Source organism: Saccharopolyspora sp. ID03-671 (assembly GCF_045278815.1).
GTDB lineage: Bacteria > Actinomycetota > Actinomycetes > Mycobacteriales > Pseudonocardiaceae > Saccharopolyspora > Saccharopolyspora ipomoeae.
Genome location: NZ_CP134054.1, coordinates 2,717,500 through 2,743,044, shown reverse-complemented (window position 1 = coordinate 2,743,044; position 25,545 = coordinate 2,717,500). Strand labels below are relative to the sequence as shown.

The 25,545-nt window shown below is 71.3% G+C and carries 22 protein-coding genes and 1 pseudogene; 9 read left to right on the top strand and 14 right to left on the bottom strand.

Annotation, left to right across the window (positions count from 1 at the left end):
- The first annotated feature begins 99 nt into the window (after positions 1-99).
- The 4 genes from REH65_RS12295 (at position 100) to REH65_RS12280 (ending at position 5,120) form a co-directional block, all read left to right on the top strand.
- Positions 100-900: a hypothetical protein gene (locus tag REH65_RS12295; RefSeq protein ID WP_406692518.1), complete on the top strand. Its 801-nt coding sequence runs from the start codon at positions 100-102 to the stop codon at positions 898-900.
- A gap of 11 nt (positions 901-911) precedes the next feature.
- Complete coding sequence (locus tag REH65_RS12290) at positions 912-2,804, top strand: fumarate reductase/succinate dehydrogenase flavoprotein subunit (protein WP_406692517.1); 1,893 nt, start codon at positions 912-914, stop codon at positions 2,802-2,804.
- Positions 2,804-3,544, top strand: coding sequence for a succinate dehydrogenase/fumarate reductase iron-sulfur subunit (locus REH65_RS12285; protein ID WP_281456273.1), 741 nt, complete (start codon positions 2,804-2,806; stop codon positions 3,542-3,544). Before REH65_RS12290 ends, REH65_RS12285 begins: the two co-directional genes overlap by 1 nt.
- Positions 3,545-4,340: 796 nt before the next feature.
- Positions 4,341-5,120, top strand: a complete 780-nt coding sequence (locus REH65_RS12280) for a VanZ family protein (RefSeq protein ID WP_406692516.1) — start codon at positions 4,341-4,343, stop codon at positions 5,118-5,120.
- 265 nt (positions 5,121-5,385) lie between these two features.
- On the opposite strand, the gene REH65_RS12275 is transcribed toward REH65_RS12280, so the two are convergent.
- Both REH65_RS12275 and REH65_RS12270 read right to left on the bottom strand, forming a co-directional pair.
- A complete protein-coding gene (locus REH65_RS12275) occupies positions 5,386-6,258 on the bottom strand; it encodes an SDR family oxidoreductase (RefSeq protein WP_281456271.1) in 873 nt (290 codons plus the stop codon).
- Between the two features lie 128 nt (positions 6,259-6,386).
- Positions 6,387-6,920, bottom strand: coding sequence for a DUF305 domain-containing protein (locus tag REH65_RS12270; protein ID WP_406692515.1), 534 nt, complete (start codon positions 6,918-6,920; stop codon positions 6,387-6,389).
- A 367-nt stretch (positions 6,921-7,287) separates the two neighbouring features.
- On the opposite strand from REH65_RS12270, the pseudogene ctaD reads away from it, so the two are divergent.
- The 3 genes and pseudogenes from ctaD to REH65_RS12255 all read left to right on the top strand — a co-directional run bounded on the left by ctaD (position 7,288) and on the right by REH65_RS12255 (position 11,471).
- A pseudogene (gene ctaD / locus REH65_RS12265) lies at positions 7,288-9,077 on the top strand (cytochrome c oxidase subunit I).
- Between the two features lie 345 nt (positions 9,078-9,422).
- On the top strand, positions 9,423-10,649 hold the full coding sequence (gene serB, locus REH65_RS12260) for a phosphoserine phosphatase SerB (RefSeq protein ID WP_406692514.1): 1,227 nt from the start codon (positions 9,423-9,425) through the stop codon (positions 10,647-10,649).
- 39 nt (positions 10,650-10,688) lie between these two features.
- Positions 10,689-11,471 carry a peptidyl-tRNA hydrolase gene (locus tag REH65_RS12255; protein WP_406692513.1) on the top strand — a complete coding sequence of 261 codons (783 nt, stop codon included), beginning with the start codon at positions 10,689-10,691 and terminating at the stop codon, positions 11,469-11,471.
- Positions 11,472-11,747: 276 nt separating this feature from the next.
- On the opposite strand, the gene REH65_RS12250 is transcribed toward REH65_RS12255, so the two are convergent.
- The 8 genes from REH65_RS12250 to REH65_RS12215 all read right to left on the bottom strand — a co-directional run bounded on the left by REH65_RS12250 (position 11,748) and on the right by REH65_RS12215 (position 20,155).
- Complete coding sequence (locus REH65_RS12250) at positions 11,748-12,353, bottom strand: energy-coupling factor transporter transmembrane component T family protein (RefSeq protein ID WP_406692512.1); 606 nt, start codon at positions 12,351-12,353, stop codon at positions 11,748-11,750.
- On the bottom strand, positions 12,350-13,024 hold the full coding sequence (locus REH65_RS12245; protein WP_406692511.1) for an energy-coupling factor ABC transporter ATP-binding protein: 675 nt from the start codon (positions 13,022-13,024) through the stop codon (positions 12,350-12,352). Before REH65_RS12245 ends, REH65_RS12250 begins: the two co-directional genes overlap by 4 nt.
- Positions 13,021-14,130, bottom strand: a complete 1,110-nt coding sequence (locus tag REH65_RS12240) for a thiolase family protein (protein ID WP_406692510.1) — start codon at positions 14,128-14,130, stop codon at positions 13,021-13,023. Before REH65_RS12240 ends, REH65_RS12245 begins: the two co-directional genes overlap by 4 nt.
- Positions 14,127-15,392 carry an AMP-binding protein gene (locus tag REH65_RS12235; RefSeq protein ID WP_406692509.1) on the bottom strand — a complete coding sequence of 422 codons (1,266 nt, stop codon included), beginning with the start codon at positions 15,390-15,392 and terminating at the stop codon, positions 14,127-14,129. Before REH65_RS12235 ends, REH65_RS12240 begins: the two co-directional genes overlap by 4 nt.
- A 1-nt stretch (position 15,393) precedes the next feature.
- A complete protein-coding gene (locus REH65_RS12230) occupies positions 15,394-15,972 on the bottom strand; it encodes a biotin transporter BioY (protein ID WP_406692508.1) in 579 nt (192 codons plus the stop codon).
- Between the two features lie 96 nt (positions 15,973-16,068).
- Positions 16,069-18,132 carry an ATP-dependent DNA helicase gene (locus REH65_RS12225; protein ID WP_406693148.1) on the bottom strand — a complete coding sequence of 688 codons (2,064 nt, stop codon included), beginning with the start codon at positions 18,130-18,132 and terminating at the stop codon, positions 16,069-16,071.
- A gap of 122 nt (positions 18,133-18,254) precedes the next feature.
- On the bottom strand, positions 18,255-18,827 hold the full coding sequence (locus REH65_RS12220; RefSeq protein WP_406692507.1) for an isochorismatase family protein: 573 nt from the start codon (positions 18,825-18,827) through the stop codon (positions 18,255-18,257).
- A gap of 41 nt (positions 18,828-18,868) precedes the next feature.
- Positions 18,869-20,155, bottom strand: a complete 1,287-nt coding sequence (locus tag REH65_RS12215; RefSeq protein ID WP_406692506.1) for a nicotinate phosphoribosyltransferase — start codon at positions 20,153-20,155, stop codon at positions 18,869-18,871.
- Positions 20,156-20,269: 114 nt separating this feature from the next.
- On the opposite strand from REH65_RS12215, the gene clpS reads away from it, so the two are divergent.
- Both clpS and REH65_RS12205 read left to right on the top strand, forming a co-directional pair.
- Complete coding sequence (gene clpS / locus REH65_RS12210) at positions 20,270-20,563, top strand: ATP-dependent Clp protease adapter ClpS (protein ID WP_281456258.1); 294 nt, start codon at positions 20,270-20,272, stop codon at positions 20,561-20,563.
- On the top strand, positions 20,564-21,127 hold the full coding sequence (locus REH65_RS12205) for a DUF2017 domain-containing protein (RefSeq protein ID WP_281456257.1): 564 nt from the start codon (positions 20,564-20,566) through the stop codon (positions 21,125-21,127).
- Between the two features lie 160 nt (positions 21,128-21,287).
- On the opposite strand, the gene REH65_RS12200 is transcribed toward REH65_RS12205, so the two are convergent.
- Genes REH65_RS12200 through REH65_RS12185 form a run of 4 tightly spaced genes read right to left on the bottom strand, consistent with a single transcriptional unit; the run spans position 21,288 to position 25,522 of the window.
- Complete coding sequence (locus REH65_RS12200) at positions 21,288-22,181, bottom strand: TAXI family TRAP transporter solute-binding subunit (protein ID WP_281456256.1); 894 nt, start codon at positions 22,179-22,181, stop codon at positions 21,288-21,290.
- Complete coding sequence (locus tag REH65_RS12195; RefSeq protein ID WP_406692505.1) at positions 22,181-23,527, bottom strand: ATP-binding protein; 1,347 nt, start codon at positions 23,525-23,527, stop codon at positions 22,181-22,183. Before REH65_RS12195 ends, REH65_RS12200 begins: the two co-directional genes overlap by 1 nt.
- Entirely contained in the window at positions 23,520-24,182 is a 663-nt protein-coding gene (locus REH65_RS12190) for a response regulator transcription factor (protein WP_406692504.1), read from the bottom strand. Before REH65_RS12190 ends, REH65_RS12195 begins: the two co-directional genes overlap by 8 nt.
- Before the next feature lie 41 nt (positions 24,183-24,223).
- On the bottom strand, positions 24,224-25,522 hold the full coding sequence (locus REH65_RS12185) for an MFS transporter (RefSeq protein ID WP_406692503.1): 1,299 nt from the start codon (positions 25,520-25,522) through the stop codon (positions 24,224-24,226).
- Positions 25,523-25,545 lie beyond the last annotated feature (23 nt).

Below are 25,545 nucleotides of genomic sequence, written 5' to 3'. Positions count from 1 at the left end.
TTGAACCTTACGGGGGACTAGCAGCGGACTGTGGCCTGATCCACAATGAGCGGCCTCAAGGTGAGCACGTCGGACGACTCATGACAACGAGGTCAACGAATGTCCGCACCCGCTAGCGCCACCGGCCGGGCCCGCATCGGCGCGCGCACCCTGCGCACCGACCGCTGGTGGCTCCCGCCGCTGGTGACCTTCCTCGGCCTGACGGCCTTCGTGGTCTACGGCCTGATCCGCACGTTCATGAACCAGTGGTACTGGGTCCCGGAGCACAACTACCTGGCGCCGTTCTTCTCGCCGTGCCTGTCGGCGGCCTGCGTGCCCGGGTCCAGCCACTTCGGACAGCCCTTCCCGGACCTGGGGTGGCTGGTGCCACCGCCGATCTTCGTGCTGCCGTTCGTGCTCGGGTTCCGGCTGACCTGCTACTACTACCGCAAGGCCTACTACCGGGCGTTCTGGGCGTCGCCGCCGGCCTGCGCCGTGGGCGAACCGCACCGCCGCTACACCGGCGAGACCCGGTTCCCGCTGATCCTGCAGAACGCGCACCGCTACTTCTTCTACGCGGCGATGCTGGTCGCGTCGGTGCTGACCTACGACACGGTCATCGCGTTCAAGGGCACCGACGGCGGTGTCGGCGTCGGTCTCGGCACGGTGCTGATGGTGGTCAACGTGGTGCTGCTGTGGGCCTACACGCTGTCCTGCCACTCCTGCCGCCACCTCATCGGCGGCAGGCTCAACCACTTCTCGAAGCACCCGGTGCGCTACTGGCTCTGGACCAAGGTCACCTGGCTCAACGGCAAGCACATGCTGCTCGCCTGGTGCTCCCTGGCCTCGGTCGCGCTGGTCGACCTGTACGTGATGCTGGTGGCCAGCGGCGCCATCAGCGATCCCCGGCTGTTCAACTAGAAGGACTGGATGTGGAGATCGAACGGCACGAGTACGACGTGGTCGTGATCGGCGCCGGTGGCGCGGGTCTGCGCGCGGCGATCGAGACCCGCTCGGCGGGACTGCGCACCGCGGTGGTGTGCAAGTCCCTGTTCGGCAAGGCGCACACGGTCATGGCCGAGGGCGGCATCGCCGCCTCGATGGGCAACGTCAACTCCCACGACGATTGGCAGGTGCACTTCCGCGACACCATGCGCGGCGGGAAGTTCCTCAACAACTGGCGGATGGCCGAGCTGCACGCCCGCGAGGCGCCGCAACGGGTGTGGGAGCTGGAGACCTACGGGGCGCTGTTCGACCGCACCCCCGACGGCCGGATCAGCCAGCGCAACTTCGGCGGGCACGAGTACCCGCGGCTCGCGCACGTCGGCGACCGGACCGGGCTGGAGCTCATCCGCACGCTGCAGCAGAAGATCGTCTCGCTGCAGCAGGAGGACCACGCCGAGTTCGGCGACCACGAGGCGCGCATCAAGGTCTTCCAGGAGTGCACGGTCACCGAGCTGACCAAGGAGGGCGACCGGATCTCCGGGGCGTTCGGGTACTGGCGGGAGTCCGGGCGGTTCGTGCTCTTCGACGCGCCCGCCGTCGTCCTCGCCACCGGCGGCATCGGCAAGTCCTTCAAGGTCACCTCGAACTCCTGGGAGTACACCGGCGACGGGCACGCGCTGGCGCTGCGCGCCGGGGCCTCGCTGATCAACATGGAGTTCGTGCAGTTCCACCCCACCGGCATGGTGTGGCCGCCGAGCGTGAAGGGAATCCTGGTCACCGAGTCGGTGCGCGGCGACGGGGGAGTGCTGCGCAACTCCGAGGGCAGCCGGTTCATGTTCGACTACATCCCCGAGGTGTTCAAGGACAACTACGCCGACAGCGAAGCCGAGGCCGACCGCTGGTACGACGACCCGGACAACAACCGCAGGCCGCCCGAGCTGCTGCCGCGCGACGAGGTCGCCCGCGCCATCAACAACGAGGTCAAGGAGGGCCGGGGCTCCCAGCACGGCGGTGTGTTCCTCGACGTGGCCACGCGGCTCCCGGCCGAGACGATCACCAAGCGGCTGCCGTCGATGCACCACCAGTTCAAGGAACTGGCCGACGTGGACATCACCGCCGAGGCGATGGAGGTCGGCCCGACCTGCCACTACGTGATGGGCGGCGTCGAGGTCGACCCGGACACCGCGGCCTCGCGGGTGCCGGGGCTGTTCGCGGCCGGTGAGGTCGCGGGCGGCATGCACGGGTCGAACCGCCTGGGCGGCAACTCGCTGTCGGACCTGCTGGTCTTCGGCCGCCGCGCCGGAACCGGCGCCGCCGATTACGTGCGGGGCCTGTCGGGCAGGCCCGCGATCGCCGAGTCCGATGTGGACGCCGCGGCGCGGCGCGCCGCCGACCCGTTCAACCCCGAGGAGGGCCGCAGCGAGAACCCCTACGCGCTGCACTCCGAGCTCCAGCAGTCGATGAACGACCTGGTCGGCATCATCCGGCGCGGCACCGAGATGCGCGAGGCGCTGGACCGGCTGCGCGAGCTCGTCGCCCGCGCCGAGCACCTGGAGGTGGAGGGCAACCGGCAGTTCAACCCCGGCTGGCACCTGGCGCTGGACCTGCGGAACATGCTGCTGGTCAGCGAGTGCGTCGCCCGGGCAGCGCTGCTGCGCACCGAGAGCCGCGGCGGCCACACCCGCGACGACCACCCGGGGATGGAGGCCCAGTGGCGCCGGAAGCTGCTGGTGTGCACGAAGTCCGGCGACGGCGTCGAGGTCGCCGAGCAGCAGCAGCCGCCGATGCGGCACGACCTGCTGGAGCTGTTCAAGCTCGACGAGCTGCGCAAGTACTACACCGAGGAAGAACTCGCGGACGTCCAGGCTGAGGAGCGGTGATGGGATACCAAGCGCACTTCCGCGTGTGGCGCGGCACCGACGACGGCGAGCTGCAGGACTACACCGTCGAGGTCAACGAGGGCGAGGTCGTCCTCGACATCATCCACCGGCTGCAGGCCACCCAGGCCCCGGACATGGCGGTCCGCTGGAACTGCAAGGCGGGCAAGTGCGGTTCGTGCTCGGCGGAGATCAACGGCCGCCCCCGCCTGATGTGCATGACGCGGATGTCGACGTTCACCGAGGACGAGACGATCACCGTCACCCCGATGCGCACGTTCCCGCTGATCAAGGACCTCGTCACCGACGTGTCGTACAACTACGTCAAGGCCCGCGAGGTCCCGGCGTTCACCCCGCCGGCGGGCCTCGAACCCGGCGAGTACCGGATGCAGCAGGTCGACGTGCAGCGCTCGCAGGAGTTCCGCAAGTGCATCGAGTGCTTCCTGTGCCAGGACACCTGCCACGTCATCCGCGACCACGAGGACAACAAGGAGGCGTTCTCCGGTCCTCGCTTCCTCATGCGCGTCGCCGAGCTGGAGATGCACCCGCTCGACGAGGCCCGCGACCGCCCGGAGGAGGCCAGGGGAGACCACGGCCTGGGCATGTGCAACATCACCAAGTGCTGCACCGACGTCTGCCCCGAGCACATCCACATCACCGACAACGCCCTCATCCCCCTCAAGGAACGAGTCGCGGACCGCCGCTACGACCCCCTCCGCCGCCTCTTCAAGAAGAAGGACTGACGACGAGCACCACCGCGGCCCACCGGTTCTGACGAGCCGGTGGGCCGTTCTCGTCAATCGGGGGCGGTAGGGGTAGGTTGGGCCCCGGTCCGGTTGGGGCACGGTCCGGTTGGGGCGCGGGTTGCGGTTCGGGTGGGTTCACCGCGGGATTCCCCGTTATTCACGGACTTGTCGTCGTGTTCACGTGCGGTTACGCGGAATTCACGAATGAACGCGCGCTGGGAATTGTGGGAATATTCGGACCGGTTCGGCGACTCCGGTACTTGATCGTTGCAGATTCGCAGTTCACGGCGCTTTTCGCGGCCGTTCTCGTCCATTGTGGAGAGCTATTCGGGCTATGGCGTCTTCTTGCCATTCCTGTCTTTCGACCTGCGATTCCGGTTACCTTTCACTGCGAACGGAGTCGATTCAGATGGACACCACCAGACCAGTCGCGGGGACCGCGTCGTGGTCGGCCGGACGGAAGCCGGGACCCGTACCCCGACGAGGGCCCGGAAATCCGCCGAATGGCCTGCTACGTCGCGAAACCCCGCCCTGCCGCCCCAGCGGTGGCAGGGGTCCGGCGGCCGGACGTCGCGAAACCCCGAGGCGGCGTCCGGCCGCCACCGGCCGATGCAGACCCCAGAAGATCTCGGTCAACGCCGACCGCTGGAAATGACAATTCCCAACGGTTTCCAGGTATTCGGTAGATCCGCTGAGGATTCACCGCGTGCCTTGAGTCCTGGCGCTGGCTGCCAGAGGAAGTGCGGCGGACGTGCAGCAGATTCTCGTGGCATTCGACGGATTCGTTCCCGTGGTGACGACGCTGCTCCTGGTCGCGCTCGCCGTGGGGTGCGGATCCGGAGTGTTCCGCGGCTATTCGACCGAGCCGTTCGTGATGCGGGAACCGCTGATCGACGGAGCCCTGGCCTACTCGATCCTCGTCGTGGGCTACCTGGTCTTCACGCCCCAGGTGCCGACGCTGGAGCCGTTCCGGCCCGAGATCGGCAACGACGTCACCGAAGCGCTCAGCGCGGCCCCCGGTGATTCGCAGCCGTGGCTGCAGCTGGCGGGCAACCTCGTGCTGCTGCTGCCGCTGAGCGTGCTCGTGCCGCAACGGCTCCCGTGGTTCGACAGCGTCGCCAAGATCGCCGTCGGCGGCATGCTGTGCTCCGCCTCGATCGAGGCCATCCAGTTCGTGGCCATCAGCGGCCGCGTCTGCTCCGCCGACGACGTCGTGTGCAACACCATCGGCGCCGTCCTCGGCGGCATGATCGTGCGGCTGCCGTACTGGATCAGCCCCGCCAACCGCCCGCAGCACCGGCCCACCGGCGAAGGGGATCCGACGGTCTGGCTGCTCATCGCCCGCATCGAGCACGAGCGGCAGTGCTACCAGGCCGCCGCGCAGAGCCGCCGCAGCCTCCCGCGCCGCCGTCCCGTCGTCCCGCAGCAGCCGGTGCTCGCCAAGCGCCCGGTCCTGGCCGGTCACGACGTGTTCCACCCGGCGCGCGCCGCGCTGCCGCAGCGGGGGCCGCTCGGGCACCAGCGGACCGTCCCGCAGCAGCGCCCCCTGGTCGGCCAGCAGAACGCCCGCTGACCCCGGTGGTCGGGAGCTCTCCCGTCGCGATCCCGACCACCGGCCCTCGGGGCCGGATCCCGGCTCCCGCGCAGTTTTCATGAAAACTTCCCCCACCACGTCCCCGAACCGAGGTTCAACTGAAACCTCAACCGCATCGAACTGAGAGAACGTGCTGGTGGTGGGGTGTCCGGGGTTCGTCGGGGGAAGTTTCAGTTGAAATTTCCTCTGGGTGGGTGGTCGGGGAAGTTTTCATGAAAACTTCCCCGGTCGACGAGTGCGGGGATCAGGAGTTCAGCTTCTGGTTCCGCTCGCTCATGTAGCGGCCGAGCTCGCGGACCTCCTGCTCGAGCTGCGGGATGAGCTTGATCAGCTGCGGGCGCATGAACAGCTCCACCAGCGCCGAGCCCGGCACGTTGCGCAGCCAGTGCATGAGCATGACGCCGCGCGGGACGTAGACGCGGCGCTTGCGGCGCTCGACGGCGTGGGCGAAGGCCCGCGCGCACGCCTCCGGGGTGGTGATGGCGCGCATCGGCCACGGCAGGCGCTTGCGCATCTCGGTGAAGGTCTTGAGATCGCCCGCGACCTCGCGGACCAGGTCGGTGTCGATCCACGAGGGGTGCGCCGAACCCACCGAGACGCCCAGGTGCAGCACCTCCATGCGCAGCGCGGAGGCGAACGCCTCGGAGGCGGCCTTGCTCGCCGTGTAGGCGGCCATGCCGCCGATCGGCGCGAACGCCGACAGCGAGGACACCACCAGCAGGTACCCCTTCGACTCGGCCAGGGCGGGCATCACCGCGCGGGCGGTGTGGAACACGCCGTTGACGTTGACGTCCATGGTCTTGAGGAAGCCGCGCGGATCGCTCTCGCGGATGCTGCCCAGCGGGGCGATGCCTGCGTTGGCGATGGCCGCGTCGATCCTGCCGAACTTCTCGCGCGCCGCGTCCACCGCGGTCTGCAGCGACTCGGGGTCCGTGACGTCGGCCTCGGCCCAGAAGTGACCTTCGCCGAGCTCGGCGGCGACCTCCGCCAGCTGCTCGGGCTCCAGGCCGACCAGGGCGAGCTTGGCGCCGCGCTTGGCCAGCTCGCGCGCGGTCTCGGCGCCGATCCCCCTCGCGGCCCCGGTGATCAGGACGACCTTGCCGGCAACGTTCGGCATCTGCTCTCCCTTGAGTCAACCCGCTATCTACTCCGCAGTAGCCTACTCGCAGTAGGTTGGCTCGTGAAGAGCGAAAAGAAGAGGCACCCGCGACGACTCGCGGGTGCCTCTTCTGCAGAGCTCGTGGATCAGGCGACGGCGTTGAGCTTCGCCGTGATCTCCTGCTGCTCGGTGGTCAGCTCGGTCGCGAGCTCGGAGAGCTCGGCGTCGCCCTGGGCCAGCGTCGGGGCCTGGCCGACCAGCGAGAGCACCTTCTGCTTCCACTGGGCGTCGAACGCCGCGCCGCTCAGCGCGGACAGCGCGGCGTCGGCCTCCGGGGCCTGGCCGGTGGCGCCACCGGCGAGCTGCTTCAGCTCGGTGACCTGCTCGGTCGCCGACTGCTGGAGCTCCGCGGCGACCTCCTTGGCCTGCGGGCTGGTGGCCTTCGTGGCGGCGAGCTCGGCCAGCGCCAGCACCTGCTGGCGGTTGCTCAGCAGCTGCGCGGCCGCCCCGCTCTCGCCGGTCGAGCCGTGGCCGGTCGAGGCCTGACCGGCCATCTTCGGCGCGTCGGCGGGCGGCGTGCCCGGGGCCGGCGGCTGGTCGCTGTCGTACTCGGCCGGTGTGCAGCCCGCGAGTGCGATACCGCCGACCAGCACAGCGCCGATGATCGTGCTCTTCCGCACGTGCTTCCCCTCCAGGATCTGGTGGACGTCGTCCCAGGGCTGCCCGGTGCGAACGCAGGTGGGCTGCCGGACCTGTTGCCACGTAGGTTATCTGTCCGCCTCGCGCCCGGTGCGCGCGACGTCGTCCACGTCGCGCTGTGTCTGATGGATCTCACCGCGGGTGACGATCGGGGCCCCGATGAATAGGGTGGCTACGGCCCGGCCGAACTCCGGCCGGACCCCGGGACTAGTATCCGCAGTCGGCGGCATCGCGACCGGCTCGTCATGCAGGGTTCCTGCCGGGCATCGCATGCTGTCACCGGCCCACCCGGGTCGGGGCGGACCTCGTTCGGGTCCGAGAAGGCTTCAAGGGAGTGCAGGAGGCACCGTGACGGCCGTCGCGCCACAGCCGATCGCCACGCGCCCCTATCCGGTGCGCAAAACGGTCAAGGGGTCGTTCCTGGCGCGGATGTTCCGCACCACGGACCACAAGCAGATCGGCATCCTCTACCTGGTCACCTCGATCGCGTTCTTCCTGGTCGGCGGCCTGATGGCGATGCTGATCCGCGGTGAGTTGGCCGTTCCGGGACTTCAGTTCCTGTCGCAGGAGCAGTACAACCAGCTGTTCACCATGCACGGCACGATCATGCTGCTGCTGTACGCGACCCCGATCCTGTTCGGCTTCGCGAACTACATCCTTCCGCTGCAGATCGGCTCGCCGGACGTCGCGTTCCCGCGGCTGAACGCGTTCGGGTACTGGCTCTACCTGTTCGGCGGCCTCATGGTCGTCAGCGGCTTCCTGCTGCCGGGTGGCGCGGCCGACTTCGGCTGGTTCGCCTACACCCCGCTGTCGGACGCCCTGCACTCTCCGGGCCACGGCGCGGACATGTGGATCGCCGGTCTCGCCGTCTCCGGTCTGGGCACGATCCTCGGTGCGGTCAACATGCTGACCACCGTGATCTGCCTCCGCGCGCCGGGCATGACGATGTTCCGGATGCCGATCTTCACCTGGAACATCATGGTCACCAGCGTGCTGATCCTGATGGCGTTCCCGATCCTGACCGCCGCCCTGATGGGCCTGATGGCCGACCGGCACCTCGGTGCCCACGTCTTCGACCCGGCCAACGGCGGCGTGATCCTCTGGCAGCACCTGTTCTGGTTCTTCGGCCACCCCGAGGTCTACATCGTCGCGCTGCCGTTCTTCGGCATCGTCTCGGAGATCTTCCCGGTGTTCAGCCGCAAGCCGCTGTTCGGCTACTCGGGTCTGGTCTACGCGACCCTGGGCATCGCCGCGCTGTCGGTCGTCGTCTGGGCGCACCACATGTACGCCACCGGCGCCGTGCTGCTGCCGTTCTTCGCGTTCACCACGTTCCTGATCGCGGTCCCGACCGGTGTGAAGTTCTTCAACTGGATCGGCACCATGTGGAAGGGGCAGCTGACCTTCGAGACGCCGATGATCTTCTCGGTCGGCTTCCTGGTCACCTTCCTCTTCGGTGGTCTCACCGGTGTCCTGCTGGCCATGCCGCCGGTCGACTTCCACGTCTCGGACACCTACTTCGTGGTCGCGCACTTCCACTACGTGCTCTACGGCACGATCGTGTTCGCCACCTTCGCCGGCATCTACTTCTGGTTCCCGAAGATGACGGCCGGATGATGGACGAGCGGCTGGGCAAGCTGCACTTCTGGCTGACCTTCATCGGCTTCCACGGCACGTTCCTGGTCCAGCACTGGCTGGGCAACGAGGGCATGCCGCGCCGGTACGCCGACTACCTGGAGTCCGACGGCTTCACCACGCTGAACACGATCTCCACGATCGGCGCGTTCATCCTGGGCGCCTCGATGCTCCCGTTCCTGTACAACATCTTCAAGAGCTACCGGTACGGCGAGGTCGCCGAGGTCGACGACCCGTGGGGCTACGGCAACTCCCTGGAGTGGGCGACCTCCTGCCCGCCGCCGCGGCACAACTTCAAGGAGCTGCCGCGGATCCGCTCCGAGCGCCCGGCGTTCGAGCTGCACTACCCGCACATCTCCGAGCGGATGCGGCTCGAAGCGCACCTGTCGCTCACCGGCAAGACCTTGGCCCACAAGCACGAGGAAGGTGCCGGCGGTACCGCCACCCTGACTCAGCCGCCCAAGACCAAGGACGACTCGGATCGGGACGACACCACCGAGAAGTGATTTCGTCGATAGCCCCGAACGGCACGGCTGTGCCAGGCTAGGGCTAGCTCGACGGCGAGCCCCGGCGGGTTTCCCGCCGGGGCTCGTTGCGTTTACAGAAGGTGAGGGAATGGCGAACGCGGCGGTGCGGGTAGCGGAACCTGAGGCGGTCCTCCTGCTCCGGGCGCCACTCCTGATGTGTGCCGATGCACGGCGTCGCGGCGTCCTCGCAGGAGAACCGCATCAGAACCCGCGGCGGTGCGAGCTGCCCGGGTGGTGGAGGAGGAAGCGGCTTCGCCGCTCGGCCACGGCCGTCCCCACGCCTTCTGAGTCCACTTTCTCGGGTAGAGAGGAAACATCGCAGTCGTGAGCTCGCATGCGACCACCGTGCTGATCACCGTCACCGGCAAGGACAAGCCCGGCGTCACCTCCGTGCTCTTCGCGGCGCTGACGCGCCACGGCGTGGACATCGTCGACGTGGAGCAGGTGGTGATCCGCAGTCGCCTGGTGCTGGGCGTGCTGGTGTCCACCGAGGCCGATCCGGAGAGGCTGCAGGAAGCCGTCGAACAGGCGATGGCGACGGTCGGCATGACCGTCGACGTGGAGATCGGCGCCGAGGACATCGACGCCGCCAAGCTCGGATCCACGCACGTCGTGGTCGTGCTGGGACAACCGGTGACGGCCCGCAACTTCAGCGACGTCTCGCGCGCGCTGGCCGAGATCGACGTCAACATCGACTCGATCCACCGCGTCGCCGACTACCCGGTCACCGGGCTCGAGCTGAAGGTCACAGCACCCGACGCGGAGGACGACGACGAGCTCACCGAGGCGATGGCGGCGCTGGCCGCCCGCACCGGCGTCGACCTCGCGGTCGAGCGCACCGGGCTCGCGCGCCGCGCGAAGCGCCTCGTGGTCTTCGACGTCGACTCCACGCTCATCCAGGGCGAGGTCATCGAGATGCTGGCCCGCCGCGCGGGCTGCGAGGACCAGGTCCGCGAGGTCACCGAGCGCGCGATGCGCGGCGAGCTGGACTTCGCCGAGTCGCTGCGCCAGCGGGTCGCGGTCCTGGAGGGCCTGCCCGCCACGGTGCTCGACGAGGTCGCCGCCGAGCTGGAGCTCACCCCGGGCGCGCGCACCACGATCCGCACGCTGCGCCGGCTGGGCTTCCACACCGGTGTCGTCTCCGGCGGGTTCACGCAGATCATCGATCAGCTGGTGGACGAGCTGGGGCTGGACTTCAGCGCGGCCAACGAGCTGGAGGTCGTCGACGGCAAGCTCACCGGCCGGGTCATCGGCGAGATCGTGGACCGGCCCGGCAAGGCCAAGGCGCTGCGCCGCTTCGCCGAGGACTACGGGGTTCCCGCCGCCCAGTGCGTGGCCGTCGGCGACGGTGCCAACGACATCGACATGCTCAGCGCGGCCGGTCTGGGCGTGGCGTTCAACGCCAAGCCCGCGCTGCGCGAGGTCGCCGACACCGCGCTGTCCTACCCGTTCCTGGACACGGTGCTGTTCGTGCTCGGCGTGACGCGCGCCGAGATCGAGGCGGCCGACGCCGAGGACGGCGTGCTGCGACGGGTGCCACTCGAACAGTGATGCCGGAACACCTGCGGCGTGGTGGGAGTTGAGCGAGACGTGTTGCCGCTTTCCGTGCTCGACCCGCTCGTCTCCCGCTACGCCCGGTGGCTCGCCCTGCCCGGCGAGGCCACCGCTGACACCTCCGACGAGGACCCCGACAACGTCGTGCTGATGCCGATGGTGCTGCGCATCGAGCGCCGCGAACCCCCGGCCCGCACGGCGCTGCTGGAGGCCGCCGCCGCGGCGGCGCTCGCGGTCTGCCTCGACGAGCGGTGCGCTCCCGGCGGGGAGTGGCACGAGGCGATGCACGGCTGGATCTCCGGCCGCATCCGCAAGGTCACCCGCCGCGCCCGCGGCGCGCACTGGGAAGCGGTGCAGGCGCTGCCCGGCATCACCGTCGACGTCGGCGGAGCCGAGGTCCGCGCGCTGCTGCCGATGCGGGTCGCCGACATGCCCAAGGAGCTCAGCCGCCTGCAGATCTCCGGCAGCGAGCTCGAAGCCGACGAACCCGGCCCGGTCCCGGACGGCGTCCCGGTCCTGTGGCTCAACCCCGACGTCCCGATGAGCGCGGGCAAGTCCGCCGCCCAGGTCGGCCACGCCACGATGATCCTCGCCGCCCAGCTCCACGGCGAGGGCCTCGACGCGGACCTCCGCCGCTGGGCCACCGCCGGCTACCCCTGCGCGGTCCGCCGGGCCACCCCGGACACCTGGGCCGACCTCCACCCCGGCGACGACCCCGAAACCGCCTGGCGCAAGTCCCGAGTCGCGATGGTCCGGGACGCGGGCTTCACCGAGGTCGACCCGGGCACCGTCACAGTCCTCGCCCAGTGGCCTTCATGAGCGAAGTTCTCATGAAAACCTCCCGGTTCAGGAGTGGGGGAAGTTTTCATGAAAACCTCTCCCACCCCACACCGAAAACCCTCGACATCTTCGGTCTCGGGGAGAGTGCAGTTTTCATGAAAACTTCCCCTACCTCGGGGTCTCGGTGTGCCTGGGGCGGGGTTCGTGGGTGGGTGCAGTTTTCATGAAAACTGCGTCTCACTCGGGCACTTGAGGTCGTCGGTGTCGTGAGTGGTGGGGGAGGGAAGTTTTCATGAAAACTTCGCTCTGAAGGTGTCAGTCGTCGTCGAGGCCTCTGGCTGTGAGGGCTTCTCCGAGGTCGTCGGCGTGGCGGAGGGTCCTGACGAGGAAGGGGATGGCGAACGCCTGGAGCGAGCGGTCGGCTCCTCTCGCTCGTTGCGCTTCTCTGACCTGGGTGGCGATGGTCGAGAGGGTGGCGATGGCTTGGACCGTGAGGCCGACGAGGAGGCCGACCCGGTCGGGGCGGATGCCGAAGCGGGCGAACGGGGTCAGGGCACGCTCCACCGATGACACGAGGTCGTCGACCTTGGTGACCAGGGTGAACAGGTTCGCCGCGGCGAGGGTGGCGAGCAGCCGGAGGCTGATCGTCTCGGCCCGGGCGAGGTCGAGCATCCACCACTGCAGCGCGAAGACGATCGCCATCAGCGGGAGCAGCACCCGGGCGAGCTGCCAGACGCGGCGGAGCCGGATCCCGGCCAGCGCGTAGCCCAGGGCCGCCGCCAGCGCGCACGCCGACAACGCCACCGGGCCGCTGAGCACGAACGTGACGACCGCGAACACCAGCAGCGCCAGCAGCTTCCAGCCCGCGCCGAGCCGGTGCAGCGGGCTGGTGCCGGGTTCGTGCAGGCCCAGCGGGTTCACCCGATCAGCTCCCGGTAGAAGCCGACGGCCCGGTCCGGGACGTCGTCGGCGACGACGCGGCCCCGGTCGAGGACGATGACGCGGTCGAAGCCGTCGAGCAGGTCGAGGTCGTGGGTGACCAGCACGACCTGCTGCTCCAGCCCGGACAGGACCTCGGCGAAGTGCCGCTTGTTGCGCAGGTCCAGCAGCGTCGTCGGCTCGTCGCACACCAGCACGTCCGGTTCCAGCACCAGCATCGAGCACAGCGCCAGCAGCTGCTTCTGGCCGCCGGAGAGCTGGTGCGCGGGGTGCTCGGCGTAGCCGTCGAGGCCGTGGCGGGCCAGCACTTCGACCGCGCGGCGCTGCCGCTCGGACTTCGACAGGCCCTGCTTGCGCAGCGAGAACGCGACGTCCTCGCCCGCGGTGGGCATGACGATCTGGCTGTCGGGGTGGGTGAACACGAACCCGACGCGGCGCCGGACCTCGCGGCCCTCGCGGGCCACGTCCCGCCCGTCGACGCGAACCCGGCCGCGACCGGGGCGCACCAGGCCGTTGATGGTGCGGGCGAGCGTGGACTTGCCGGAGCCGTTGGCCCCGACGAACGCCACCCGCCGCTCCGGGATCCGCAGGTCCACGCCGTCCAGCACGGTGCGCTCGTCGTAGCTGTGCCCGACGCCCTCGAACTCGATCAACCCACTCGCTCCCACATCGTCGCCACGCCCAGCCCGCCGCCGGAGGACAGCGCCGCCAGGCCGAAGCGCGGGCCGTCCTGCCGCACCATCCGGCTGAACAACCGGACCACCAGCACCGCGCCCGACGCGCCCCACGGGTGCCCGAGCGCGATCGCGCCGCCGTCCGGTCCCGCCAGCTCCTCGTCGATCCCGGCTCCGTCCAGGCAGGCCAGGGCTTGCCCGGCGAAGGCCTCGTTGAACTCCACGACCTCGGGCGCGTGCCGCTCGCACAGCGCGCGCATCGCCGGGACCGCGCCCAGCCCGAGCCGGTTCGGATCCACCGCCGAGGTCCGCGCGCCGACCAGCCGCAGGCCCGGCACGCCCAGTCTCGCGCGCTGCCGCTCGCTGGTGATCAGCACCGCCGCGGCGCCGTCGCTGATGCCGCACGAGTTCGCCGCCGTCGCCGTGCCCTCCGCGGTGAACGCGGGCCGGAAGCGGGCGAGCCGTTCCGGGGTAAAACCGCGCCGGGGCCGCTGGTCCCCGGCCGCCGAGCCGATCCGGACCAGCTCGTCGTCGAAGCGGCCCGCGTCCTGGGCGGCGACCGCGCGGGCGTGGCTGCGGGCGGCGAACGCGTCCTGGCGCTCCCGGCCGACACCGGCCTCGGCCGCCACCAGGTCGGCGGCCGGGCCCATGTCCGGGTCGCCGATCTCGGCCGGGGCGAACGGGGCGCGCCCGTAGAAGCGCGGCGGCTCGGTCGCGGTGCGCGGCCGCCAAGCCCGCCACGGCGCGGTGGAGGCGCTCTCCACGCCTCCGGCCAGGAAGAACTCGTCGCCGGTGACCATCGCGGCGGCCGTGGTGATCGCCGACAGGCCGCTGGCGCACTGCCGGTCGAGCGTCATTCCCGGGACCGACTCGCCGAGCCCGGCGCGCAGCGCGGCGACCCGGGCCGGGTTGCCGCCCGGACCGAGGACGTTGCCCAGCAGCACGTCGTCGACGCGCTCGACACCGGCGTCGTCGAGCACCGCGCGCAGCACCGGTGCCGCGAGCCGGTCGGCCGCCACGTCGCGCAGGACGCCGCCCGCCTCGCCGATCGGGGAGCGGCGCGCTGCGATGATCACCGGGGTCACAGGGTGCCTCCGCTGGTCAGCCGCTCGTCGATCACCGCGCGGGCGGGCTTGCCGGAGGAAGTGCGGGGGAGCGCGTCGACCGGCAACCAGCGGCGCGGGCGCTCGGCCGGGTGCAGCCTCTCGCGGGCGTGGGCGCGCAGCGCGCGCACCGGGGCCTCGCCCTCGACCACGGCCGTGACCAGCGCCCCGAAGCGCGGGTGCGGGGTCGCGGCCACCACCACGTCCCGCACGCCGTCGACCTCGCGCAGCACGGCCTCCACGGCCTCCGCCGCGACCAGCCGGGCACCGGTGTCGATCACGGCTCCCGCGCGGCCGAGGATCTCCAGCGAGCCGTCGGGACGCTGGACAGCCCGGTCACCGGTCCCGTCGGAGTCGGCGGGGACGAGTTCGCCGCACTCCAGGTAGCCGTCGAAGGCCAGGTCGGAGCGCACCCGCAGCCGCCCGCCGGTGACCTCCACGTCGACCACCGGCATCAGCCGCTCGTCGTGGCGGACCGCGATCAGCGACTGCTCCGCCGAGCCGTAGTACTCGACCAGGCGGCATCCCGGGATCGCCTCGGCGAGGCGCTCCTCCAGCGCGGGGTCGACCTTCGCGCCGCCGCAGATCACCAGCCGCAACGCCGACTCACCGCCGTCGTGCTCCAGCACCGCCAGCAGCGCCGACAGCTGAGCGGGGACCAGGTGCACCGCGGTCGCCTCGCGCGCCGCCTCGGCCGCGGCCCGCGCCGACCAGCGGCCCAGAAGTCGCAGGTCAGCGCCGCAGTGCAGGGCGTGCAGGGCGCCGAACAGGAACAGCGAGGAGCTCAGCGGACCGGGGATCAGCACCCGGTCGCGGGCGTCGAGGGGCACGCCGAGCGCGGTGAAGCTGCGCAGCCACGAACCGCGCGAGCGCACCAGCACCTTCGGACGCCCAGTGCTGCCCGAGGTCGTGGGCAGGTAGAAGCGGGTCGACTCGTCGCCCACCGGGACCTCGGTGCCCAGGTCCTCGCCCAGCGCGGCGTCGGCGTCGAGGTGCACGTCCGGGCGGGCGTCGTCGAGCACCGCCGCCGGGTCCGGCCACTCCGGGTCGACCAGCAGCGAGGCGCATCCGGCCAGGTCGGCGCCCAGGAACGCGATCAGCCGGGCCGTCTCGTCCGATCCCGAGATCGCCACCCGAGCCCCCGGCGGCAACCGGCGGGCGACCCGGTGCGCGGCCTCCGCCAGCTCCGGACCCGACAGGTCACCGACACAGGAGGTGGGGGCGCGTCCCAGGATCGGCAGCACGTCAGCCCTCGGCGGGCCGCCGCGACGCGCCCGGCAGCGCCTGCGGCACCGCCCGGTGCACGGCCACCGCGATCAGCGACACCGCCACCAGCTTCACCGCGTCGCCCGGCAGGAACACCAGCGACTGCACCGCCGCCGACGGCAGGTCGCCGATCATCGCGCCCCAGAACGGGATGCCGATCAGGTAGTCGGCGGCGACACCGGCGAGGTTCGCCAGCAGCAGCACGCCGATTCCCGGTTTGGCCGAGCGCTGCACGATCAGGCCCACGACCAGCGCCGACAGGATCCAGCCGAGCAGGAAACCCCCGCTGGGGCCGAGGAACGGGGCGATACCGCCGCGCCCGCCGGACAGCAGCGGCAGGCCGATCGCGGTCAGCGCCACGAACAGCAGCACCGACGCGGTCCCGCGCCGGGCGCCGAGGATGCTGCCCGCCAGCAGCGGGCCCGCGTTCTGCAGCACGACCGGCACGGCCGCACCCGCGAGGTAGAAGCCCGGGAAGATCCCGAGCACGGCGATGAAGGCGGCGAACACCACGGTGCGCGCCAGGTTCGCGGCCGGCGAGGACGGGCGTTCGGACACGGCGGACTCCCAGAAGTCGAGGTCGGCGACCGGATGAACCTACCCGCAGCCGAGCGGGCGGCGGGAGCGAGTGGGGCAGTTTTACCCCGGTCGGCCTCAACCGGAGGTGAGGCGCTTCAGCGCACCCCGGACCACCTCGGGATCGTGCGTGGTCCAGAACGGCGGCAGCGACGCGCGCAGGAACCCGCCGTAGCGCGCGGTCGACAACCTCGGGTCCAGCACCGCGATCACGCCCCGGTCGTTCGGCGAGCGCAGCAGCCGCCCCGCGCCCTGGGCGAGCAGCAGCGCGGCGTGCGTGCCCGCCACCGTGAGGAAGCCGTTGCCGCCGTGCTCGGAGATCCGCTGCTGGCGGGCCGAGGCCAGCGGGTCGTCGGGACGCGGGAACGGGATCCGGTCCATGATCACCAGCTGCAGCGACTCGCCGGGCACGTCCACGCCCTGCCACAGCGACAGGGTGCCGAACAGCGAGGTCTCCGGGTCCTCGGCGAAGCGCTTGACCAGCAGCGCCGTCGTGTCGTCGCCCTGGCACAGCACCGGCGTGGACAGCCGCTTGCGCAGCTCCTCACCGGCCTGCTCGGCGGCGCGGCGGGACGAGAACAGCCCCAGCGTCCGGCCACCGGCGGCCTGCACCAGCTCGGTGATCTCGTCGAGGACCTGCGGCTGCAGGCCGTCGCGGCCCGGCGGCGGCAGGTGGCGGGCGATGTAGAGGATGCCGCTGCGCTGGTGCTCGAACGGCGATCCGACGTCCAGGCCGGTCCACTTCAGCGTGCCGCCGTCCGACGGCGCCTCCTTCGCGGTGGCCATCCCGGCGGCCTGCTCCACCTGCTGCTCCGGCGGCAGGCCCCACTGGCGGGCCAGGGTGTCGAAGGACCCGCCCAGCGACAGCGTCGCCGAGGTCAGGACCGTCGTGCGCTGGCCGAACAGCCGCTCGCGCAGCAGGCCGCCGACGCCGATCGGCGCCACCCGCACCGCCTTCGGGCGGTTCAGCTCGCCGGAGACCCACACGACGTCGTGCTGCTGGTCGCCGAAGCCCTCCAGCAGCCGGACCGCGGTGTCGTGCACGTCCTCGGTGAGCGCGTGCGCGAGCTTGCGGGCGGTGCTGCCCTCGACGTCCTCCTTGCGCTCGGGCCCCAGCGCCGAGATGCACGCCCACGCCGCGTCGCGGACCACCGCCAGCGCGCCGCCCAGGGCTTCCGGCAGCTCTTCGAGCCTGCCGGGGGCGGCGTCCTCCAGCACCAGCTCCAGGCCCTCGGCGGCCTCGTCGAGGCGGTCGGCGGTCTCCTCGTCGACGGCGCGGCCGCAGCGGCGGGCCGCCAGCTTCACCGCCCCGGCGGTGAGCTCGCCGGTGGCCGCCGAGGTGACCCGGTCGACCAGGTCGTGGGCCTCGTCCACCAGCACCACGTCGTGCTCGGGCAGCACCGGGCGGTCGTCGAGGGCGTCGATGGCCAGCAGCGCGTGGTTGGTGACCACGATGTCCGCCCGCCCGGCCTCGGCGCGGGCGCGCTCGGCGAAGCAGTCGGTGCCCACCGGGCAGCGGTGCACGCCCAGGCACTCCTTGGCGGTGACCGACAGCTGCCGCCACGCCTGGTCGGTCACGCCCGGCACCAGCTCGTCGCGGTCGCCCGTCTCGGTCTCGGTGGCCCACTCCTGCACCCGCTGCACCTGGCGTTCCAGGGCGGAGGCGGCGAAGGCGTCGAACAGCGCGTCCTCGTCGGGCTCCGACGGGGCGTTGCCGTGGATCCGGTTCAGGCACAGGTAGTTGCGGCGTCCCTTGAGGATCGCGAAAGTCGGTCTGCGGCCCAAGGTCTCGGCCAGCGCGTCGGAGAGCCGCGGCAGGTCGCGGTCGACGAGCTGGCGCTGCAGCGCGATCGTCGCGGTGGACACGACCACCGTGGTGCCGTCGGCGACGGCGTGCCGGATCGCCGGGACCAGGTAGGCCAGCGACTTGCCGGTGCCGGTGCCCGCCTGCACCGCGAGGTGCTGGCCGGTGGTGATGGTGTGCTCCACGGCCTCGGCCATCTGAGCCTGGCCCTCGCGCGGGACGCCGCCGACGGCCTCGACGGCCACCTTCATCAGGGTCGCGAGGTCCGGGATGTCCTTGCGCGCCTTGGCCAGCGGGAGCTTCGGCTCCTCGTCGCCGCCCCTGCTCGCCCGCTCCAGGTCGGCGGCGATCTCCGGCGGGAGCTCGTCGGCGTCATCGGACTCGAACGCGACCGGGTCGGACCAGCGCGGGACAGAGGTGGGCACCCGGCGAATCTACCGCCCGCCCCCGACGGGATCGGTCAGGAGACCACGACCGGGTCTCCCAGCAGGGTGGTACCGGCCGCGTCGAGGTCCTTGAGCGCCTGATCGACGGTCGCGCGCGACACGCCCGCGGTGAGGTGGAGGTGCACGGTGGTGTCCAGCCCGGCCGCGACCGCGTCCAGCGCGGTGGCGCGCACGCAGTGGTCGGTGGCGATGCCGACGACGTCGACGGCGCGCACGCCCCGGTCCCGCAACCACGTAGCCAGGTCCTGGTGCGCGCGGTCCACGCCCTCGAAACCCGAGTAGCCGTCGCTGTACTGGCCCTTGGAGAACACCGCCGTGACCGGGGCGACGTCGAGCTCCGGGTGGAACGCCGCGCCCGCCGTCCCCGCCACGCAGTGCCTCGGCCAGGAGCGCACGAAGTCCGGATCGTCGCTGAAGTGCGCGCCCGGGTCGATGTGGTAATCGCGGGTGGCCACCACGTGCTGGTGGTCGGAATCAGCCAGGAACTCCGAGATCGCCGCGGCGACCCCGGCACCTCCGGCGACGGCGAGCGCCCCGCCCTCGCAGAAGTCGTTCTGCACGTCGACGATGATCAGCGCCGTGCTCATCGGGTCTCACCTCCACGGGATCGCCCGATTCTTCCGCACTGTCAGGCTCCGTGGAAGACCGTCGGGATGGCCGGTTCGCCGTTGGACAGCTTCAGGCCCTCCCACGGCAGGGTCACCAGCGCCCGGCGCAGCCGCTCCCGGTCCTGCTCCAGCGTCGGCAGGCCCTCGACCCGCTTGCCGTCGCGGATCAGCGGGATCTGCAGGCGGCGGTCGTGCGGCCCCAGATCGGGTTCGGCTCCGACGCGGTGCACGACCTCCTCGACGGCCGTGCCGGTGTCCTTGTAGCGGCGGATCGCGGCCTTGCGGCCCCCGCGCGACTCCTTGTGCGAGCTGCGCTTGGCCACCGGGCGGCCCTCGACCTCCACCAGCTTGTAGACCATCTCCGCGGTCGGCGCGCCCGAGCCGGTGACCAGCGACGTTCCCACGCCGTAGCCGTCGACGGGCTCCGCGCGCAGCGACGCGATGGCGTACTCGTCGAGGTCGCCGGAGACCACCACGCGGGTGTTGGAGGCGCCCAGCGAGTCGAGCTGCTCGCGGGCCTGGCGGGCCAGCACGCCCACGTCGCCGGAGTCGATGCGGACCGCGCCCAGCCCCGTCCCGGCCACCTCCACGGCCAGGTCGATGCCGCGGCTGATGTCGTAGGTGTCGACCAGCAGCGTGGTGCCGGTGCCCAGCGCGGCGATCTGCGATTCGAACGCCGAGCGCTCGTCGTCGTGCAGCAGCGTGAAGGCGTGCGCGGCGGTGCCTGCGGTGGGGATGCCGTAGCGGCGCCCGGCCTCCAGGTTGGAGGTGGCGGTGAACCCGGCCAGGTAGGCGATGCGGGCGGCCGAGACCGCCGACTCCTCGTGGGTGCGGCGCGAGCCCATCTCGATGATCCGACGGCCGTTGGCGGCCGAGACCATGCGGGCCGCCGCGGCGGCGATCGCGCTGTCGTGGTTGAGGATCGACAGCACCACGGTCTCCAGCACGACGGCCTCGGCGAAGGTGCCGCGCACCGTCAGCAGCGGGGAACCGGGGAAGAAGAGCTCGCCCTCCGGGTAGCCGTCGATCTGGCCGCTGAACCGGTAGTCGCGCAGCCACTCCAGGGTCCGCTCGTCGACCACGCCGTGCTCGGCGAGCTGGGCGATCTCGGCGTCGCCGAAGCGGAAGTTCTCCACCGCGTCGAGCAGTCGGCCGATGCCACCGGCGACGCCGTAGCGGCGCCCGTTGGGCAGCCGCCGGGTGAAGACCTCGAACGTGCACTCGCGGTGCGCGGTGCCGTCGCGCAGGGCGCTGGCCAACATCGTCAGCTCGTAGTGGTCGGTCAGCAGCGCGGTGCTAGAGCTCATGGTCCAGAGGTTACGTGGTGCGTGTGGGGGACCGACCTGGCGAGTCGGTCACCGACGGCCCGATTTGTTCGTGCGGTGGGCACGTGCCCGAGGGGGCCGTGCGACGATGGGGGCATGACCTCGCCCGCTGAAATCGAGCGCGCGCAACTCGAGCAGGACGCCGAAGGCGCTGCGGACAAGCCGTGGGTGACCGTGGTCTGGAACGACCCGGTCAACCTCATGTCCTACGTGACCTACGTGCTCCAGAAGATCTTCGGGTACTCCCGGGATCACGCTACGAAGTTGATGCTGGACGTGCACCACAAGGGCAGGGCGGTGGTGTCCTCGGGTTCCAAGGAGAAGGTCGAGGGCGACGTGGCCAAGCTCCACTCCGCCGGCTTGTGGGCGACGATGCAGAAGGATTCGTGAGTGGACGGCTGGACCCGCAAGAACGGCCACGTGCAGGCCGAGCTCTCCCAGCAGGAGGCGGCCGTCATCCGCGGCCTGGTCGGGCAGATCAAGGACATGCTCACCGCCCGCGCCGACGAGGCCCCCAAGGATGAGCTGGCGGAGCTGACCGGCATCCGCACCGGCCCGTCGACACCGCCGGAGGACCGGGTGGTGGCGCGGCTGCTGCCGGACTTCTACCGGCGCGACCCGGTCACCGGGGACACCGACGAGGAGGAGACCGACGCCGCGGGGGCCATGCGGTCGCTGCACGAGCCGGAGCTGCTGGAGGCCAAGACCGGTGCGGCGCAGCTGATCCTGGAGACCTGCCCGCCGATGGGCGGCAAGGTCAAGCTCACCAGCGAGCAGGCCGACAACTGGCTGACGGCCCTCAACGACGTCCGCCTCGCCCTGGGCACGGCCCTGGACGTCGAGGAGGACATGCCCGACGAGCTGCCGGAGGACGACCTCCGCCGCGAGCACCTCGGCGTCTACCAGTGGCTCACCTGGGTCCAGGACTCCCTCGTCTCCGCCCTCCTCGGCTGATCGCCGTCGGTTGAGCTCTCGTCAGGTGATCGCCCTCGGTTGAGCGTCGTGCGGCAGTGGACAGTTTTAGCCATAACTGTCCGGGCAAAAAGGACATTGATCATGGGTGATTATGGCTAAAACTGTCCACTGGTGACGCACGAGCTCGTCGCGCCCGGCCTCACCCGTGGAGGTCGCGGTAGGCGGTGGTGGCTCCCGGGTGGAGGGGGACGTCCCCGGTGCCGATGAGGTTGCGGACGTCCAAGAACTGCGTCCCGACCGTTTCCCGGGGGACCAGGAACGGGGCCCTGCGGACCAGGACGCGGACCACCGCCGCGGCGAGGTCATCGGGCAGGTCCGGGGTGCAGGCGAGCACGTTGGGGACGCCGATCGTCGAGACTCCCGCCGCGTGGCGGTAGGCGCCCGCCGGGACCAGGACCTGGTCGCAGACCGGTGTGCAGCGGGCGGCGACCGCGTCCAGCGGCAGCAGCCGGATGCCGATCCGGTCGTCGAGCGTCTTCAGCAGCGGCGTCGGAAGTCCGCCCGACCACAGGAAAGCCTCGATCCGCCGCTGCTCCAGCGCGGCCACCGCCTCCACCAGGCCGAGCGCCTCGGTGCGCACCTGCGGCCGGTCGGCGAACAGCCGCGCTCCCATCAGCGCCGTGCCCGACTTCGGCGCGCCGATCGACACCGAGCGCAGCTCGCCGAGCTCGCGGACCGGTGAGTCGGCCCGCACGACCAGCTGCGTGTAGTTCTCGTACACCCGCCCCACCGCCCGCAGGTCCGCAGCCGGTCCGAGCTCCCCGGCCAGGGCCGCGTGCGCGGCATCCGCCAGCACCATGCCCAGGTCGGCGCGGCCGTCGCGCAGCATCTCCAGGTTCTCCACGCTGCCCTGGCTGGGCAGCACCACCGCGTGCACGCCCGGGTCGGCGGCGGCGATCTCGGCGGCGAGCAGCGTGCCGAACGCGGTGTAGAACCCGCCGGGCTCGCCGGAGGCGATGCGCAGCTCGCGCACCGGTTCACCGCGCCCGCACGCGGCCAGCAGCCCCAGCCCGAGGAACGCGCGCCGCCGCATCAGCGCACCTCCGGCAGGTCGAGGTGCGCGGTGAGGCCGTGCGGCGCCGTCCGGGCCAGGCGCAGCGCGCCGCCGTGCGCGGCGAGCAGCTGCCCGGCGATGGCCAGGCCGAGCCCGCTGCCGCGGCTTCCCCGGTGCTGATCGGCCCGCCAGAACCGTTGCGCGGCCAGCGAGATCTCCTCCTCCGGTAGTCCCGGACCGGTGTCGGCGACGCTGAGAGTCCGCCCGTCCCAACCGATCTCGACCGACGCGCCGGGCGCGTACTTCACCGCGTTGTCCAGCAGCACGTCGAGCACCTGCGCCAGTTCCTCCGCGGACAGCGCGACCCGGGCGGGCGGGATCTCGGGATCCGGCAACGACAGCCCGGCGGCTTCGGCGGCGGGACGCCACGCCAGCACCCGGTCGGCCACCGCCGCGGCCACGTCGCCGGGCTCGCCGGAGACCGCGGCCCGGTCGGCGTTGGCCAGCGCCAGCAGCCGGTCCAGCAGGGCCTCCAGCCGGTCGACCTCGCCGACCGCCGACCGGTAGGTGCGCTCGCCGTCGGGGGTGATGCGCCGCTCCAGCGCGTCGACCCGCAGCCGCAGCGCCGCCATCGGGTTGCGCAGCTGGTGCGAGGCGTCGGCGACCAGCTGCCGCTGCCGCTCGTCGGCCTCGGCCACCGCCTCCGACATCCGGTTGAACGACGCCGCGACCTCCCGCAGCTCGGGCGGCCCCGCGTCGACCGGCACCCGCGAGCGCCGCGAGCCCGCGCTGATCGCCCGCACCCCGGCGCCCAGGTCGGCCAGCGGTCGCAGCACCCAGCGGGCCAGCACCAGCGCCAGCAGCCCGCACACCACCAGCGCGGTCAGCGCGCCCGCGCCGATCAGCGCCCAGTGCGCGGCGATGTCGGCGGTGGCCTGCCGCACCGAGGCCTCCAGCACGACCGCGCCGGTCACCCGAGTGCCGTCGCCGACCGGCCGGTAGCGCACCAGGTCGTCCCGGGACCACGGCCGCAGCCACGGCACCGACCCGGCGGGCTCGTTGCGCAGCGCCTTGTCGACCGACCCGGCCACGTCGGACGCCCGCACCCCGCCGGTCTCCACCACGGGCGCGCGCGAGGCGTCCACGACGACCAGCGGTTCGCCGTAGAGGTCGGTGTAGCGGCGGGCCTCGGCGCGCAGCACGGTGGCGTCGCCGGTGCCGAAGGCGCGGTCGGCGAGCCCGGCGAAGCGGTCGAGGTCGGCGTTGCGGGCCAGCACCAGCTGCTGGGTGCGCTCGGCGGCGGTGGCGCGCAGCAGCGGGGCGGCGAACCCGGCCACGGCCAGCACCGAGAACGTGAGCAGCACCAGCAGCAGCCGCTTACCCATCGTCGCCCAGCCGGTAGCCGAAGCCGCGGATGGTGACCAGCAGTTCCGGGCGGCCGAGCTTCGCGCGGAGCTGCGCGATGTGCACGTCCAGCGACCGCGACACGGTCAGGTAGGCGTCGCCCCACACCTCGTCCATCAGCCGCTGCCTGCTCACCGCCGTGCCCGCCTCCGACGCCAGGATCGCCAGCACGTCGAACTCCTTGGGCGTGAGCTCGACCTCCTGCCCGGCGACCTGCACCCGCCGGGTGCGCAGGTCGATCCGCACGTCGGCGACGTCGACGGCCTCGGAGCCGGGGGAGAGGTGCCTGCCGCGCCGGGCGACGGCTTCGATGCGGGCGATCAGCTCGGCCATCCGCACGGGTTTGACCAGGTAGTCGTCGGCACCGGAGCGCAGTCCGCGCACCACGGTCCGCTCCTCGCCGCGCGCGGTGAGCACCACGACCGGGATCGGGCCGATGCGCCGCAGCTTGCGCAGCACCTCCAGGCCGTCGGTGTCGGGCAGGCCGAGGTCGAGCAGCACCAGGTCGTGCTCGCGGTGCCGGAGCAGCGCGTCGGCGCCGCGGCTGACGCGCGTCGTGCGGTGTCCGTGGGAGTCGAGGACGTCGACGAGCGCGTCCGCCACGCCGTCGTCGTCCTCGACGAGCAGAACCCGCACCGGCCACACCTCCGAACCGAGAGTATGGCCGGTGCCGGGAATCATTTCCGCATCCGGGAATCCTTCGAGGTCTCCCGCATCTTCAGGTAGACCAGCAGCGAGATCAGCACGCAGCCGGAGACGTAGTAGAAGAACACGCTCTCCATGCCCGCCTTCTTCAGCCACAGCGCCACGTACTCGGAGGTGCCGCCGAAGATCGCCACGGTCAGCGCGTAGGGCAGCCCGACGCCCAGGGCGCGGATGTTGGACGGGAACAGCTCGGCCTTCACGATCGCGTTGATCGAGGTGTAGCCGGTGACGATGATCAGACCGCCCATCATCAGCAGGAACGCCGCGATCGGGTTCTGCGTGCCGCCCAGCGCGGTCATCAGCGGCACGGTCAGCAGCGTGCCGGCGACGCCGAAGAACATCAGCAGCTTGCGGCGCCCGATCCGGTCGGACAGCGAGCCCGCCAGCGGCTGCAGGACGCCGAAGGCGAGCAGCGCGAGGAAGTTGATCCAGGCGGCCGTGGGCTTGTCGATGCCGCCGGTGTTGACCATGTATTTCTGCAGGTAGGTGGTGTAGGTGTAGAACGCCACCGTGCCGCCGAGGGTCAGGCCGACCACCAGCAGGCACTCCTTCGGGTACTGCAGCAGCGCCTTGATGGTGCCCTGCTCGGCACCGGATTCCGAGGCGGCCTTGTAGCTCTCGGTCTCGTCCATGCCGCGCCGCAGCCACAGCACGACCAGCGCGCCGACGGCGCCGATGACGAACGGGATGCGCCAGCCCCAGGCGTCCATCTGTTCCTCGGCGAGGAACTGCTGCAGGACGATCTGCACGCCGAGCGCGACCAGCTGCCCGGACACCAGCGTCACGTACTGGAAGCTGGAGTAGTAGCCGCGCTTGCCTTCGGTGGCGACCTCGGAGAGGTAGGTGGCCGAGGTCGCGTACTCGCCGCCGACGGAGATGCCCTGCAGCAATCGTGCGGCCACCAGCAGCACCGGCGCGGCCAGGCCGATCGAGTCGTAGCCCGGGGTCAGCGCGATGACCAGCGAGCCGAACGCCATCAGCGCCACCGACAGGGTCAGCGCGGCCCGCCTGCCGAAGCGGTCGGCGTAGCGGCCCAGCATCCACCCGCCCAGCGGGCGCATCAGGAATCCCACGGCGAACACCGCTGCGGTGTTGAGCAGCTGCGCGGTCGAGTCGCCCTTGGGGAAGAACGTCGCGGCGAAGTACACGCTGAACGCCGTGTAGGCGTACCAGTCGTACCACTCGATGAGGTTCCCGATGGATCCTCGCACGACGTTGCCGATCACTCGGCGTTCGGAGCGAACCGCCACATCGCGGTTTGCAGTCGTCATCTCAGCCTCCAGGTCTTGCGAGC